This is a genomic window from Flavobacterium sp., from assembly GCF_041392005.1.
In the GTDB taxonomy this organism is placed as follows: Bacteria; Bacteroidota; Bacteroidia; order Flavobacteriales; family Flavobacteriaceae; genus Flavobacterium.
The window spans coordinates 135,245-151,423 of the sequence record NZ_JAWKMX010000003.1 but is presented as its reverse complement, the minus strand read 5'-3'; the positions used below and the strand labels follow the sequence as shown (position 1 = coordinate 151,423).

General features: G+C 35.5%; 11 protein-coding genes. 6 read left to right on the top strand and 5 right to left on the bottom strand.

Annotation, left to right across the window (positions count from 1 at the left end; genetic code table 11):
- Positions 1-7: 7 nt before the first annotated feature.
- The 4 genes from R2808_RS03315 (at position 8) to R2808_RS03300 (ending at position 4,561) form a co-directional block, all read left to right on the top strand.
- Positions 8-721 carry a pyridoxine 5'-phosphate synthase gene (locus R2808_RS03315; RefSeq protein ID WP_371269534.1) on the top strand — a complete coding sequence of 238 codons (714 nt, stop codon included), beginning with the start codon at positions 8-10 and terminating at the stop codon, positions 719-721.
- Positions 722-823: 102 nt separating this feature from the next.
- A complete protein-coding gene (locus R2808_RS03310) occupies positions 824-1,591 on the top strand; it encodes an alpha/beta fold hydrolase (protein WP_371269533.1) in 768 nt (255 codons plus the stop codon).
- Positions 1,592-1,685: 94 nt separating this feature from the next.
- Entirely contained in the window at positions 1,686-2,930 is a 1,245-nt protein-coding gene (locus R2808_RS03305; RefSeq protein ID WP_371269532.1) for an OmpP1/FadL family transporter, read from the top strand.
- A gap of 17 nt (positions 2,931-2,947) precedes the next feature.
- Positions 2,948-4,561, top strand: a complete 1,614-nt coding sequence (locus R2808_RS03300) for a G-D-S-L family lipolytic protein (protein WP_371269531.1) — start codon at positions 2,948-2,950, stop codon at positions 4,559-4,561.
- Between the two features lie 63 nt (positions 4,562-4,624).
- Here R2808_RS03300 and R2808_RS03295 read toward each other — a convergent pair whose 3' ends face one another.
- From R2808_RS03295 to R2808_RS03280, 4 genes are all read right to left on the bottom strand, one after another.
- On the bottom strand, positions 4,625-5,137 hold the full coding sequence (locus R2808_RS03295; protein ID WP_371269530.1) for a gamma carbonic anhydrase family protein: 513 nt from the start codon (positions 5,135-5,137) through the stop codon (positions 4,625-4,627).
- Between the two features lie 68 nt (positions 5,138-5,205).
- On the bottom strand, positions 5,206-6,210 hold the full coding sequence (locus tag R2808_RS03290; RefSeq protein ID WP_371269529.1) for a type IX secretion system membrane protein PorP/SprF: 1,005 nt from the start codon (positions 6,208-6,210) through the stop codon (positions 5,206-5,208).
- Between the two features lie 99 nt (positions 6,211-6,309).
- Entirely contained in the window at positions 6,310-8,283 is a 1,974-nt protein-coding gene (locus tag R2808_RS03285; RefSeq protein WP_371269528.1) for a T9SS type B sorting domain-containing protein, read from the bottom strand.
- Positions 8,284-8,294: 11 nt separating this feature from the next.
- Entirely contained in the window at positions 8,295-13,145 is a 4,851-nt protein-coding gene (locus R2808_RS03280) for a choice-of-anchor L domain-containing protein (RefSeq protein ID WP_371269527.1), read from the bottom strand.
- Positions 13,146-13,289: 144 nt separating this feature from the next.
- On the opposite strand from R2808_RS03280, the gene R2808_RS03275 reads away from it, so the two are divergent.
- The gene (locus R2808_RS03275; RefSeq protein WP_371269526.1) at positions 13,290-14,186 is read left to right on the top strand and encodes a NifU family protein; all 897 of its coding nucleotides are present in this window, start codon (positions 13,290-13,292) and stop codon (positions 14,184-14,186) included.
- Between the two features lie 28 nt (positions 14,187-14,214).
- Positions 14,215-15,195, top strand: coding sequence for an acyl transferase (locus R2808_RS03270; protein WP_371269525.1), 981 nt, complete (start codon positions 14,215-14,217; stop codon positions 15,193-15,195).
- A gap of 24 nt (positions 15,196-15,219) precedes the next feature.
- Here R2808_RS03270 and R2808_RS03265 read toward each other — a convergent pair whose 3' ends face one another.
- Positions 15,220-16,176: a hypothetical protein gene (locus R2808_RS03265; protein ID WP_371269523.1), complete on the bottom strand. Its 957-nt coding sequence runs from the start codon at positions 16,174-16,176 to the stop codon at positions 15,220-15,222.
- Positions 16,177-16,179: the final 3 nt, after the last annotated feature.

Below are 16,179 nucleotides of genomic sequence, written 5' to 3'. Positions count from 1 at the left end.
TAAAGGTATGACAAAATTATCAGTAAACATAAATAAAATTGCAACACTTCGAAATTCTCGTGGTGGCAATGTGCCCAACTTACTTCAAGTAGCAACCGATGTGCAAAAATTTGGTGCACAAGGTGTAACCATTCATCCGCGACCAGACGAACGCCATATTCGCTATAAAGATGCCTACGATTTAAAACCTATTGTACACACCGAATATAATATTGAAGGAAATCCTATTAAAAAATTTATCGATTTAGTTCTCGAAATTAAACCCACGCAAGTTACACTTGTTCCAGACGGTAATGATGTTTTAACTTCAAATGCGGGCTGGAACACCCTAAAAAACAAAAGTTTTTTAACCGAAGTTATTGCCGAATTTAAACGAAATAATATTCGTACTTCTATTTTTGTTGACCCTATTGAAGCTATGGTCGAAGGAGCAAAAGCAACCAATGCCGACAGAATTGAACTCTACACCGAAAGTTTTGCCCATCAGTATAGCTTAGGAAATAGAAAAGGCATTGAACCATTTATTTTAGCGGCTAAAAAAGCAAACGAATTAGATTTAGGCATTAACGCTGGACACGATTTAAGTTTAGATAATATTAAATTTTTTAAAGAAAATATTCCTAACTTATTAGAAGTTTCAATTGGTCATGCACTTATTTCCGAATCGTTGTATTTAGGTTTAGAAAATGTGGTAAATATGTACTTGCAAAAATTAAACTAATTTGGGCGTGCCTCCTCACAAAACTTTGTTTTATGAAGGAGTCGCGTGTTCCACGTTACACGGTAACTTGTTGCACCCGCTCACGTAAAAAACGTTATAAAAATGGAATTGTATTCAAACATAATAGGTAACGGAAAACCTTTTTTAATTTTACACGGCTTTCTAGGAATGTCCGATAACTGGAAAACACTTGGGACAGAATTTTCAGAATTAGGCTGCCAAGTTCATTTACTTGATTTGCGAAACCACGGCAGAAGTTTCCATTCCGATGCGTTTTCTTATGAAGTTATGGCAGAAGATGTTGTTCGGTATTGTGCTACAAACAATTTAGAAAACATTGTTTTACTAGGGCATTCAATGGGTGGAAAAGTAGCCATGCAAATAGCTTGCGAAAACGCTAATTTAGTAGAAAAATTAATTGTTGCCGATATTGGACCGAAGTATTATGCACCACACCACCAACTTATTTTAAAAGGATTAAATGCAGTAGATTTTTCTCAAAAACCATCGCGAAAAGAAGTTGACACCATACTAAAAGAGTATATAAAAGATTTTGGCACGCGTCAATTTTTACTCAAAAGTTTGTATTGGAAACAACCAGAACAATTAGCCTTTCGCTTTAACTTAGCTGTTTTTAACGAAAAGATAGAAACCATAGGCAATGAGCTTTCTACAAATTCTCATTACAACAAACCTGTGCTTTTTTTACGAGGCGAAAAATCGAACTATATTTTAGACGAAGATCGTATCGGTATCGAATATTATTTTCCTAAGGCAACTATAAAAACCATAAGCAACGCAGGACATTGGTTACATGCCGAAAACCCAGAAGATTTTTTTAAAGATGTTTCGGAATTCTTAAAAAATTAAAAAAATATTAGGAACGCATAATATTTTACCTTAAAAAATTGTTAATTCCATATTTTATATTAAATTTGATGATTATAACTAACATTTAATTATTATGAGAAAAATACTTTCTTTAACGCTATCAGCATTGGTTGGTGTTTCTGCTTTTGCAGGCGGCTATCGTGTGGCTATTCAAGGACAAAGACAATTAGCCATGGGTCATACAGGTGTTGCTGTAATAAATAGCGCTGAGGTTACCTTTTTTAATCCTGCTGGAATGGTTTATTTAGACAAGAAATTCAATTTATCAGTTGGAGCAAATGCCTTGTTTTCTAAAACACGATTTCAAAACTCGCAATACAATTGGGAAGCGAGTACCGATAATTTTGGTACCCCATTTAGTATTTATGCAACTTACCAATTAACCGATTGGTTAACCGCTGGTTTAGCTGTTTATTCGCCTTATGGTAGCTCTGTAGAATGGGACAAAGGCTGGGAAGGAGCTCATTTAGTAAACAACATCGATTTAAAAGCAATATTTGTTCAACCCTCATTAGCTGTTAAATTGTCTGATCAATTTAGTCTTGGTGGTGGTCTTATTTATGCTACAGGAGGTGTAGAATTTAATAGAAATTTACAATATCCAGGAGGTGTTTTACAAAATTCTAATGTAACATTAGATGCTAGTGGTATTTCGGCTTGGGGATACAATATTGGTATGATGGTAACACCTACCGAAAAAGTTCGTTTAGGTTTAAATTACCGATCAAAAATAGTAATGGAAGCACGCGATGGCGATGCTTCTTATAGCGATGTTCCAGATTATGCAGCAAGTTTATTACAAGACACTAAGTTTGATGCTGATTTACCTTTACCGGCAGAATTAACAACAGGTTTGTCGGTTCAAATTACAGATAAATGGTTAGTTGCTTTCGATTATAACTACACCATGTGGAGTGCTTACAAAGCTTTAGACATTTCATTTGCAAATGGTTCTTCTTCTAGCAACCCAAGAAATTACAAAAATTCTTCTACCTATCGTGTTGGTACACAGTATGAGGCTAATAACAAATTTACTTTTAGAGCAGGTTGGTACTTTGACGAAAGTCCAGTACAAGACGGGTATTTTGCACCAGAAACGCCACGTAACGATTCTATGGGCTTTACAGGCGGTTTAACCTACCAAGTAACAGATAAATTAGGTATAGATGCTTCTTTCTTATACTTACATTTTGATGAAATCGATAATTCATACAATCATTCTACTGATCCTTTAACACAGTTACCGAATCCTAACTTTGGTGGTACTTATAAATCGTCTGTGTTTTCTCCAGGTATTGGTATAACATATGGTTTCTAATTTTAAAAAAAATGAAAATGAAAAATAAATTTTTATACGTATCAGTATTAGTAGCTTTAGGTTTTGCTGCTTGCGAGCCTGAATTTGAAAATGATGTAGATGCAAATTATTCTGCGGGAGATGCAGATTTCACTACTTTCGTAGCTGTTGGAAACTCTTTGACCGCTGGTTATATGGACGGTACTGTTTATAGAGATGGTCAGGCAAATTCGTTTCCTAATATGTTAGCAGAACAGTTTTCTTTAGTAGGTGGTGGCGCTTTTACACAACCCTCTTTTGATGATGATGTTAACAATTTAGGTGGCTTAACTTTGGGAGGAACTACACTAGCAGGAACCCGTTTAGTTATTGATGCTAGCGAAGGTCGCCCTGAAAATATTGCGGGTTCTCCTTCTATTGATATTGCTAATATTTCGGCAGGAGCTCGAAACAACATGGGAGTTCCAGGGGCAAAATCGTTTCATTTATTAGCACCTGGTTATGGAAATATTGCAGGTGTTTCTGCAGGTTTAGCAAACCCGTATTATGTTCGCTTTGCTTCTTCGCCTAATGCTTCTGTTTTAGGAGATGCTATGTCGCTTAATCCTACATTTTTTACATGTTGGATTGGTGCTAACGATATTTTATCGTATGCTACAAGTGGTGGTGCTAATGCAGACGGAATGACACCCGCGGCAGATCATAACAGTACAGGAAATTTAGATCCTACAACTTATGGAAGTAACGATATTACAAATGCAAATGTGTTTGCTGCAACTTACAACCTTATTATTAATGGTGGTACACACCCATTATTAGGTTCTGTTACTGGTTTAACTTCAAACGGAGCAAAAGGTGTTGTGGCAACTATTCCAAGTGTAACATCAATTCCTTATTTTACAACTGTTCCTTACAACCCTGTTCCTGATGCGCTACTTAATGCAGATCAAGCAAATGCTGCTTTATTAACACAATTATACCAATTTTTGTTTGTAGCAACAGGTGGTAGAATTTCCCCTTTACAATTAAATGATGGTGCAAATAATTCACTATTAATTTATGATGCAGACCTATCTGACTTAGGTGCTCAAATTACAGCTTATGCAAGCGCATCTGGCAACCCATTACTTATGGCGTATGCAGCTCAATTAGGTGCTTTGTATGGTAAAGCTCGTTCTTGTACAAATAACGATTTAGTTGTTTTAACCGCTTCATCTGTAATTGGTACAGAAAACCCTGCTGTTACAGCTCCGTTTAATATTCAAGGTGTTACACTTCCGTTAGCTAACAAATATGTATTAACTTCTACAGAAAAAACTAGAGTATTGAATGCTACAACAGCTTACAACAATGCTATTGTATCTATTGCTGCTAGTAAAGATTTAGCTGTAGCAGACATGAACAGTATTATGAACCAGTTAGTTAGTGGTTTACGTATCGATACAGGGCAACTTTATACAGCCGATTACTTTAGCGGTGTTGCTTCAGAGCATCAAGTTTTATTTTCTTTAGATGGCGTTCATCCAAATTCTCGTGGATATGCGGTTATTGCTAATGCGTTTCTTAATGTAATTAATTCACATTATAATGCAAACATCCCTTTAAAATTTGTTAATGATTATAGAGGTGTTCAAATAGTAGGTTCAAATTAAATTTTGTATTATACAACGTAAAAGGGTTGCCATTTAGCAACCCTTTTTTATTTGTATTACTCTCTATTTGTACCAAGAAGAATACATTACATAGTTTTGGGCTATTCGTTCAATCTCGCCTGAAAACTCGCTTTCATCAATATTTTTTACTTTTTTAGCAGGAATACCCGCATAAATGCAACCACTTTCTACAATTGTATTTTGTGTAACTACAGAGCCTGCAGCTATAATTGAATTGCTGTTTATTACACAATTATCCATTACAATTGCTCCCATACCTATTAAAACGTTATCATTTATAACACAGCCGTGTACAATTGCATTGTGACCTATTGAAACGTTATTCCCAATAATTGTAGCGTGTTTTTGATACGTACAATGAATTATAGCACCATCTTGTATGTTTACTTTATTGCCTATTGTTATAGAATTAACATCGCCTCTAATAACAGCATTAAACCAAACACTGCATTCTGTTCCTATTGTAACATTCCCAACTATAGTTGCATTTTCTGCTATAAAACAATCGTTTGCAATGGAAGGATAAACACCATTTACTTCTTTAATTATTTTCATTTTCTTTTTAGTATTAAATAAAAAAGTCCCACTTATGGGACTTTAATTTGTTATAATTTAATGGATTATTAATTAACCGCTGGACAATTACAATCCCAAGCTTTATCTCTACAAAATACGTCGATACCTAAAGTAAACTGATGAAATCCACCGTTATCAAATTTAATATCTCCTAAAATATGAGTGTAGGTATAGGCAAACATAAATTGTTTATAATTTACGCCAATTACTGGCGTAATCCATTGTAATTTTTGCTCGTCGATAGCGTTTCCGTTTAAGTACTGGGCTCCATCAAAACTTCTTCTGTATGATAATGCCCCCCAAACTTTTCCAAACTCTAACTGTTTGTATGCTTTTAAGTTAATGTCAATAGCTTTTTCAGTTGTTTCTTCTGTATATTGAAACATAATAGATGGCTCAAGTAATATTCTATCGCTGTCGCCAAAAACAGCACCAGCACTCCATAAGTATTTTCTTAAATTATCTGATTCAAAACCTTCGGTATAAATTTCTCTTCTATTAGCCAAAAAGTTTTTTACTGTAAGATGAGTAAAAAAATCTAAATAATGATAAGAAGCTCCTAAATCTACATTAAAATACGAGTCTTTTTGATAAATTCCTCCAAAAACAAATGGATCAAAATTTTGATTAACAAATTCTGTTTCATCTAATTGACTTTGTATAAATGCCGCACTTAATCCAAATGACAATTGGTTTAAATCTACTGTATTTCTTGAGAATCGTAAATGGTGAGCATACGTTAGTTTTCCTCCTCTTTGCGAATGATACCCATTCTTATCATTAAATGCAATTATACCTATACCTGAAATTCCATCTTCATCTAAAGCCGTGTTAAAACTTAATGTTTGTAACGAAGGGGCGTCTTCTTGCCCAAACCATTGCTGTCTTGCAGTTAAACGAATTTTACCACAATTAGAAGCGCCAGCCATAGATGGATGAATTAAATAATAATTATCCGCTAAATAATCTGAATATACTGCTACACCTTCTTGGGAATAAAAATATTGTGTCAATAAAAAAGACAAAACTAAAAAACTCCTTTTTAAACTCATTCTTTTGGGGTTGTTTTATTTATATAATATGATAAGGGTTACCCAACCTTGCCAAAGATATAAAATTTTAATTTAGATACTAAACTCAAATGTTAAAAATTATCGTTTCAAAGAAAAATGGGCTTTAAATTCTTTAGCCACGTTGTTTTCTACATATTCTAACGAGAACCAATAATCAGTAGATGGCATTAGTTGTCCGTTAAATGTTCCGTCCCAACCTAGCGAATCGTCGGTAGCGCTTAGTTGTTTTAGTAACTTGCCATAACGGTCAAAAATATACAGTTTTGCCTCGGGCTGGTTTAATCCAGCTATATTCCAAGTATCGTTGTAACCATCGCCATTAGGCGTAAAAAACTTAGGATAATCTATAACGCGAACTGTAGTTTCTAAAAACGTACAACCTTGCGTGTCTATTACCGTTATGGTGTGGTCGCCTGTGCTTACATTGGTAAACACATTACTATCTTGATACCCACTATCATCTAATTGGTATTGTAGCGTACCTGAGCTACCCGAAGTATTTACCACAATCGTAGCATTATCTGAAAAATAATCGGTAGCCTCTGCTTTTACAATTGTAGCTGGTGTTGTTTCGTTTACAACGGCTGTATTCGATACGCCCTCGCAGGTTGTATCTAAATTGGTTACTAAAACATAATAACTACCCGTTGTGTTTACCTCTAACTGTGGCACTGTAGTTATAGCTACTACTGCATCGTTTGCATCGTACCAAACAAACTCATAATTGCCTGTACTGTAATTACCCGTAGCTTGTAGCCAATATGTTTGGAATACATTGCCTAAATCGTCTATACACAACGAACCGTCTTCTATTGTAGGGTTTGGAATAGGATTTACATAAACCATAAAATCTTCATATTCGCCTCTACAGCCCGATGGCGAAACAGTCCAAACTCTATAATGTACATAACCTTGTGAGTCGCCAATTACTGATAATACATCGGGAATTACAAACGGAGGCGGTGCACTTAAACTACCATCTGAATATCCGCTTACATTACTACTTGCATCTATAACAAACCACTCTACTCCTGTATTGGCTACTAATGGAAAATTTAATTGAATGTCAAACACATCAGCTAAACTAGTATCGCTACAAATAGTATAATCAGATTGAATAACAGAACCTGGAATAGGATTAACCGTTACGCTATCACTATCCTCTGGTAAACCTACACATGAACCTATTTGGGGTGTAAAGCTTACATAAAAATCTCCTGCAGTGGTATTGCTTGTACTAGCAACTGTTAAGGTAACTATTCCAGTAGTAGTGGTTCCACTAGTAATACCATCTACAACACTAACGCCGTTTAATACCGCTGTCCAGTTATATGTTATACCACTCGGGTCGCCCGAAACTGTAAAAGTAACCGATTCGCCTGAACAAACAGATGCCGTATCTGGTGTAATTGTTATATCCGTTATAACAGGTACTGGGTTAACATAAACTATAATAGTTTCAGGTGAGCCTGAACAATTACCTCCCGTTAAAACTGGTAAAATAGAAAAAGTGATAAATCCTTGTTGTAACGGATTTGTTAAAGTCGCTACTTGATTAATATTTGTATCATCTCCATTTGTAAAACCATTATAGGTAACATTCGTTAAAGTAGCTTGCCACTGAAAACCTGTAGCGTTGTTCATGTTTACCAAAATATTTGCCAAATCACCATCGCATATCGCATCATAATCTATCGATGTGATGGCGGGCGTTGGTGTAATACTTATCGTTTCAGAATCGCTTAAAGCAACCGTACAACTTGGTGTGCCAGATGAAACTACACTTGTTAAAGTATAAGTAGTAGTCGTTGTTAACATTGGTGTTGTAAACGCAACATAACCTGTGCCATCTAAAGTTTCTGTATATACTGTTGTACCATCTGTAAACGAAACTGTAGCATTTGGTGTACCTGTAAAAGTAAGAGTTGTCATACCGTTTAAGCAAACTAAATTACTTGTTGTACTCATATCGGCTGTTGGTAATGATAAAACAGATATTGTTGCTGTGTTTGTTAAAGTTGTTGTACATGAAGTAACCGAATCTGTTAACAATTGTAATGTAATTACTTGGTCAACTGTGGCTCCCGTACAACTACAGCTACATCGCCATCGGATTCTATTTGAGTTGTTCCTGCTACTCCATTTATATCATAATTTACTAAAGCATTTGGTGTACCCTCTATAGTAAAAATAGCATTTTCGCCTGCGCAAATAGCACTATTATTAGTAATCGGGTTAATTGTTGGAAGAGGATTTACCACAACCGTTTCACTATCGGTTAAAGTAACAGTACATGTATTTTGTTGAATATTTACCATAGTTACAACAACATTAGAACTTGCATTAGTTAACGTATAAACATAACTTCCAGAAGCATCTAACATCGCCGATTGAGAAGTACCATCTACCGTAAAATTAATAGTAGCATTAGCTGTACCTGTAAAAGTGAATACCGCATTTTCGCCTGCACAAATAGGCGTATTACTTGTGATACTTGTAAATATTGGCGATGCCAACATCGCAGCATTGCTGAAACTTAAAGATGAACCCGATGTACAACTGCCATTGCTTGCTGTTACCGTGTAACTTGTGCCAATAACCATTCCGCTAATTACACCGCCTGCGCCAACACTCGTGCCATCGTTTGGTGTAAACGAATACGTGAGCATTGGGTCATAATTGCTTATCGCGCTACTGCCGTTTGCGCTACAACTTGGTGGTGTGGTGGTTATCGTAGGAACGTCTGGGGTAACTAATATAGCGGCAATACTAAATGGTAATGACGCTGCCGAAACACAACCCGAAGCATTTTCTGCTGTAACTGTATAATTCGTTCCTGCAACCATTCCGCTGATTACACCGCCTGCGCCAACACTCGTGCCATCGTTTGGTGTAAAAGCATACGTGAGCATTGGGTCGTAATTGCTTATCGTGCTACTGCCGTTTGCACTACAGCTTGGTGGTGTGGTGGTTATCGTAGGAACGTCTGGCGTTGTTAACATCGCAGCATTGCTGAAACTTAAAGATGAACCCGATGTACAACTGCCATTGCTTGCTGTTACGGTATAACTTGTACCAATAACCATTCCGCTGATTACACCGCCTGCGCCAACACTCGTGCCATCGTTTGGTGTAAACGAATACGTGAACATTGGGTCATAATTGCTTATCGTGCTACTGCCGTCTGCACTACAACTTGGTGGTGTGGTGGTTATCGTAGGAACGTCTGGGGTAACTAATATAGCGGCAATACTAAATGGTAATGAAGCTGCCGAAACACAACCCGAAGCATTTTCTGCTGTAACTGTATAATTCGTTCCTGCAACCATTCCGCTGATTACACCGCCTGCGCCAACACTCGTGCCATCGTTTGGTGTAAACGAATACGTGAACATTGGATCGTAATTCGTAATGGTAGCCGTGCCTTCTGCACTACAGCTTGGTGGTGTAGTGGTTATGGTAGGAACGTCTGGCGTTGTTAACATCGCAGCATTGCTGAAACTTAGTGATGAACCCGATGTACAACTGCCATTGCTTGCTGTTACCGTGTAACTTGTGCCAATAACCATTCCGCTGATTACACCGCCTGCGCCAACACTCGTACCATCGTTTGGTGTAAACGAATACGTGAACATTGGGTCGTAATTGCTTATCGTGCTACTGCCGTTTGCACTACAGCTTGGTGGTGTGGTGGTTATCGTAGGAACGTCTGGGGTAACTAATATAGCGGCAATACTAAATGGTAATGAAGCTGCCGAAACACAACCCGAAGCATTTTCTGCTGTAACTGTATAATTCGTTCCTGCAACCATTCCGCTGATTACACCGCCTGCGCCAACACTCGTGCCGTCGTTTGGTGTAAACGAATACGTGAACATTGGGTCGTAATTCGTAATGGTAGCCGTGCCTTCTGCACTACAACTTGGTGGTGTGGTGGTTATCGTAGGAGTAGCTAAAGCATTACTTACAACAATAGTATGGCTTAACACTACATTATCGGAACAAGTACCAACCGAAACCACACTTGTTTCTAGTATTTGGTCAACCGTTGGAGCTGTAACTACTACTTGTGCTGTACCTGAAGCAGTAAAGGTAACAGTTCCTGAAACACTATTCAATGTGTAATCAACTGTTGCGTTTGGTGTACCTTCTAAGTCGAAAATAGCATCTTCGCCTTCACATATTGGTGTTGAGCCTGTTAATGAAATAATCGTTGGTGTAGGAGATACAACAACAGTTTCCGTTTCCGTTAAAGTAACTGTACAACCATTTTGTTCAATACTTTGCATTGTTATAACAACGTTTGAACTTGGACTTACTTCTGTGTATTGTCCATTTCCTGTTGCATCTAATACTATAGTTTGTGAACCACCATTTACATCAAAAATAATTGTTGCTCCAGCTGTTCCTACAAAATCAAAAGTAGCATCTGATCCTTGACATATTGGACCATTGCCTGTTACACTTGTAAATACGGGATTTGGATTTACTACAATCGTAAATGTATCGGTTAAAGCTGTTGTACATGTTCCTATATAAATTGAACTTAAGGTAATTACTTGATTAACTGTTGCTCCCATTACAACCACATCTACATCGCCGTCGGCTTCTATTTGAATGGTTCCTGTTGTTCCATTTACATCGTAATCTATCATAGCATTTGGTGAACCAACTATCGTGAAAATAGCATCTTGTCCTTCACATATTGGTGTTAATCCACTTAACGAAGTTAAACTTGGCGTCGAATTTACGGTTACCGTTTCCGTTTCCGTTAAAGTAACTGTACAACCATTTTGTTCAATACTTTGCATTGTTACATCAACGTTTGAACTTGGTGTAGTTGCCGTATAAACATAACTTCCCGAAGCGTTTAATGTTGTTGATTGAGAAACCCCATCTACTGTGAACTCAATAGCAGCATTTGGTGTACCTGTAAAAGTAAATATCGCATCATCGCCTTCACAAATCGGTGTGTTGCTCGTTATACTTGTAAATTCTGGAAGGTCATTAACAACAACTGTATAGCTTAACACTACATTATCAGAACAAGTACCAACCGAAACCACACTTGTTTCTAGTATTTGATCAACCGTTGGAGCTGTAACTACTACTTGTGCTGTACCTGAAGCAGTAAAGGTAACAGTTCCTGAAACACTATTTAATGTATAATCAACTGTTGCGTTTGGTGTACCTTCTAAATCGAAAATAGCATCTTCGCCTTCACATATTGGCGTTGAGCCTGTTAATGATGTAATAACTGGTAAACTAATAACATTAATGGTAACATCATATGTTAATTCTGGAGAACAACCAACTGTAGTTATAGTAGCGGTATAGTTTCCTGTAGCTGTGGGTGTTCCCGTAATTGTATAAACACCCGAATTATAACTACCTGTTACTCCTGTTGGCAAACCTGCTATCGTAGCATTTGTAGCATCTCCGGTTATATCAAAAACTATATCTTCAATTGGTTGATTGTTACATACCGTTTGGTTATCTGTTCCTGTAGCTGATGTTAAAATAATATCACATTCTGGGCAAGGCTGCGTCATAGCCGTAAACTCAGAAAAAACGGGACACGGTATTGTAAAATCTTCTATTCTTACATAAACCTGTAGTGGGCTAACTGTTGAAGGATATATTGATGATATTTGCCCTAAAGCCTCTTGCGCATCTTCTGGAGTTAAATAAAACGTTAATTCATAGTCAAGCGGGTCAAGCGAAGGGCCTAAAAGTTCTTGAATATGATCGTTAAAATTATAATCTTCGCCTTCGCAAACTACATAGTCTGCGGGTGCATCATTTACACTAAATACCGGCAAATACTCTACATCTATGCAATCGGTTTGTGTACAAGAGCCACCGCCTATATTTGTAGCGGCAATACAGTATGTCCCTGCTTGGTCTGCTATCATCGATGGTCCTGTTTCGCCAGATAACACTGTACCGTTAAAAGTCCACTCAAAAGTATAATTAGCTGCTTCTAAACCAGAATTTAGTTCAATTGTTTCACCTGGGCATCTCGCCAAACCATTGCTAACCAACATATCGTCTGTTTCTACACCTAAATCTACTTGATACGAAATTTCGGCAGTACCTACATTAAAACTACCTGCACCTATAAATATTGCGGAGTCAAAGGCATTATCATTTCTATCGCCAATAATTAATTGTATGTGATAAAGCGTATTAGGCACTACTGTAGATTGTGCTGTCATTAGTACGGTTTGTCCTCTAAAATCGATAGCTGCATTTGCTGGATTTACCTGATTGTCTATACCAAAATACTCTGCATTTTCACTATTACAAGTACCACTATTTAATGTGTTATCATCTCGAATGGTTAGTACCGAAATAGGATCGGTAGTACCAGGTACCAATGCTAAATTTGTTGTAACATTTGTAGCTGTATTCGTTAAAAAGAACGCAAAAGCATCAGCATATTGACATTGCCATTGTCCATATTCATCGGAAGCAAACAAAAAGTCGAAACTCATGGTATTTGTAAAAGGCAAGAAATCGAACTCAATTACCACAACATCATTATAACTATTCAATCCAGGGTCAATACCCAACGACTGTATGTAATTATAAAGCGAAGACAATGTGTCACCATCGGTACCACAATTATTATCGCTATTTACTCCAGATTCTGGCCCTGGTACATTAGTAGCAAAACCTGTTGACATTACAACGCCCGCTGCCATGGGAAAATCGGGGTTGGTATTGGTAAAATAGCCTATTCCGTTTGAGCAGTTGTTCCACGAAACATTAGACACTACTGCACATGGCGAATCGATTAATACATCGGTTACAAGTTCTGGAACGGTATAAGCATTTGTACTTACATTTATTGCCTGCGAATAACCCGCAACAGTAAATAACATTACTAAAAATAAAATATGCTTTTTCATTATATAATTTTTAAATCCAATAAAAAGTGTTTTTCTATTATACCTCTATTTGTATTGGTTAATTTTGTGTTAATTATGTTGTGTAACAACAAATATATAAAAACATACTGTTTAAACTTCTTAAATTTGCAAAAACAAGTAAAAATGACTAAATTATCTATAAAAACAACAAACAATCCTACAATTGTTAAATTTGAAGCAGCACAGCCATTTACAAAAGGAAAAAATTATGAATTTAAAAATATTGACGAAACTAAAAACTCGCCTTTAGCTACCGCATTATTTTATCTTCCTTTTGTAAAAACGGTTTATATTTCGGGAAATTTTATAGCAATTGAAAAATTTTCGATAGTAGAATGGGCAGATGTTCAAGACGCAGTAGCCGAACAAATTGAAAATTATATAGCTAGTGGAAAAGCTGTAATTTTAGAAGAAACCGAAACCAAAAAACTACCCATTACCGTTTATGGTGAAACCACTCCTAACCCTTCGGTTATGAAGTTTGTTTGCAACAAGCGTTTAACAAAAGTAGCTGTTGAATATAAAAATATTGACGAAGCAAAAAGTTCGCCATTAGCCGCAGTACTATTTAACTTTCCGTTTGTAAAAGAAATTTTTATTGATGAAAATTATATTTCGATTACCAAATACAACGTAGCAAACTGGGACGATGTTACACTAGAACTTAGAACATTTATTAAAGAATATTTAGAAAATGGCAATACGGTTGTAGATGAAGATAAAACAACAACCAAAGCAATTTCTGAAGAAGCAAAAGATGTCGCTTTTGATAAATTAGATAGCACATCGCAACAAATTGTAAACATTATTGAAGAATATGTAAAACCTGCTGTACAAAGCGATGGCGGAAATATTGTTTTCGATTCGTTTAACCCAGAAAACAAAAAAGTGAAAGTTATTTTACAAGGTGCTTGTAGCGGCTGTCCGTCGTCAACATTTACCTTAAAAAACGGTATAGAAAACATGCTAAAGCAAATGCTTAATGATGAAGAAATTGTAGTTGAAGCACTAAATTCTTAAAAAATATGTATTTTAAGAATTTTATACTATGATTGCTGCAACTGATATCTTTTCTATTTCGGGTAAAAAAGATTTTGAAAAAATAGCCCTAAAAGTTTTTCGTTTTCAATATGAAAACAACGCTGTATATAGGGAGTTTTGCGAATTCATCAAACGAAATCCAAGTAATGTAAAATCTCTTGATGCTATTCCTTTTTTACCGATACAATTTTTTAAAAGTCACGATATTGTTTGTTCATCGGCAAAAATAGAGCAAACTTTTACCAGCAGCGGCACCACAGGTTTGCAAACCAGCAAACATTTGGTAACCGATATTTCAATGTATGAAACAAGTTACCGAAAAGGTTTTTCAGAGTTTTATGGAAACATCGAAAACTATTGTGTGTTAGCTTTGCTTCCGTCTTATTTAGAACGTGAAGGCTCTTCATTAATCTATATGGTTGAAGATTTAATAAAAATGAGTAATCATCCTGATTCTGGGTTTTATCTACACAATTATGATGCTTTAATTGAAAAACTTGAAGCATTAGATAATTCTGGTCAAAACGTACTTTTAATTGGTGTTACTTATGCTTTGTTGGATTTGGTTGAAAAACATCAATTTCATTTAAAAAATACCATCATCATGGAAACGGGTGGCATGAAAGGAAAACGAAAAGAGATGATTCGCGAAGAATTGCATACAATTTTATGCAATGGTTTTGGTGTATCAAACATTCATTCTGAATATGGCATGACCGAGTTGTTATCGCAAGCCTATTCACTTGGAAATGGCGTTTTTGAATGTCCGCCTTGGATGCAAGTTATCATACGAGATACCGAAGATGCGCTTACCTTATTACCAAACGGAAAAACGGGTGGCATTAACGTGATTGATTTGGCAAACATTAACTCATGTAGTTTTATAGCTACGCAAGATTTGGGTAAAAAAAATCCCAACCATTCTTTCGAAGTGCTGGGACGTTTTGATCATTCGGATATTCGAGGTTGTAACTTGATGGTATTTTAATACCTTTTACTTAAAATAACGCACCTACCTTTGATCTACTATAATTTCAGACAATCTTGTCATTTTATAATTAGAATTCCAAACACTTGTCATTTTTAATTTATAACTCTTTTTAGTTTTAAAAACATAGTAGTCAACATCATAATTAGCGACATAATTACCGTCATCATTTTTTTCTATTTTTAAAGTATTCCAATGGATTTCAATATTTGTTAAATTGTATTTAAGATTATATTCTTTCGCCTTTTTCTTAATTTCATTTATAGATAAATTTTCATCATTAAACCATCTATAAACAAAAGGAGAAACAACCTCATCTAATCTATTTATTTCTTTTTTTCTTATAATCGAATAATATGTTCTAATTCCATTCTCTATTTTTGTTTTTTTATGATAATCATACCCATAATTAACTAATATTAAAAAAACTACAACAACAATAGAACTAAAAATTGTTTTATTGAATTTTTTCCTTTTTTTTAAATTATTCTTTTCAATATTTTCTTTTGTTTCTTTTATAGAAATAATTTCTTTACCAAAATAATTTGTTATATCAATTGCTTTTTTCTCAATATCAAATTTTAACAAAAAAGAATGATATAAAGTAAAATGCTTCAATTTTTTTAAAGGTATAAAACTGATATTTTTAGGATTGTTCGGCTCTCCTTGATATCCAATAGCTATAAATATTTCTATTTTTTCATCTTTTTCAATTTTAAGAAACCGTTCATATTGGTTATACCTCATGATATCTAACATATCTTCCCAATTAAAATTTGAACGATATTTAGCTTCTACATAAAATTCTATGTTTGTACGTTTACACTTAAATTTAAAATCTGGCTTTAAGGTGTCTAAAGAAATTCTATCCTTGTTTTGTTTATAATTATTTGTTCTATGAATTAAGTCGTATTCTGAATCAGGAAACAAAACTTCCTCAACATATTTTTCAAACAACTCTCCTTTTTCAAAAGATTTCATATA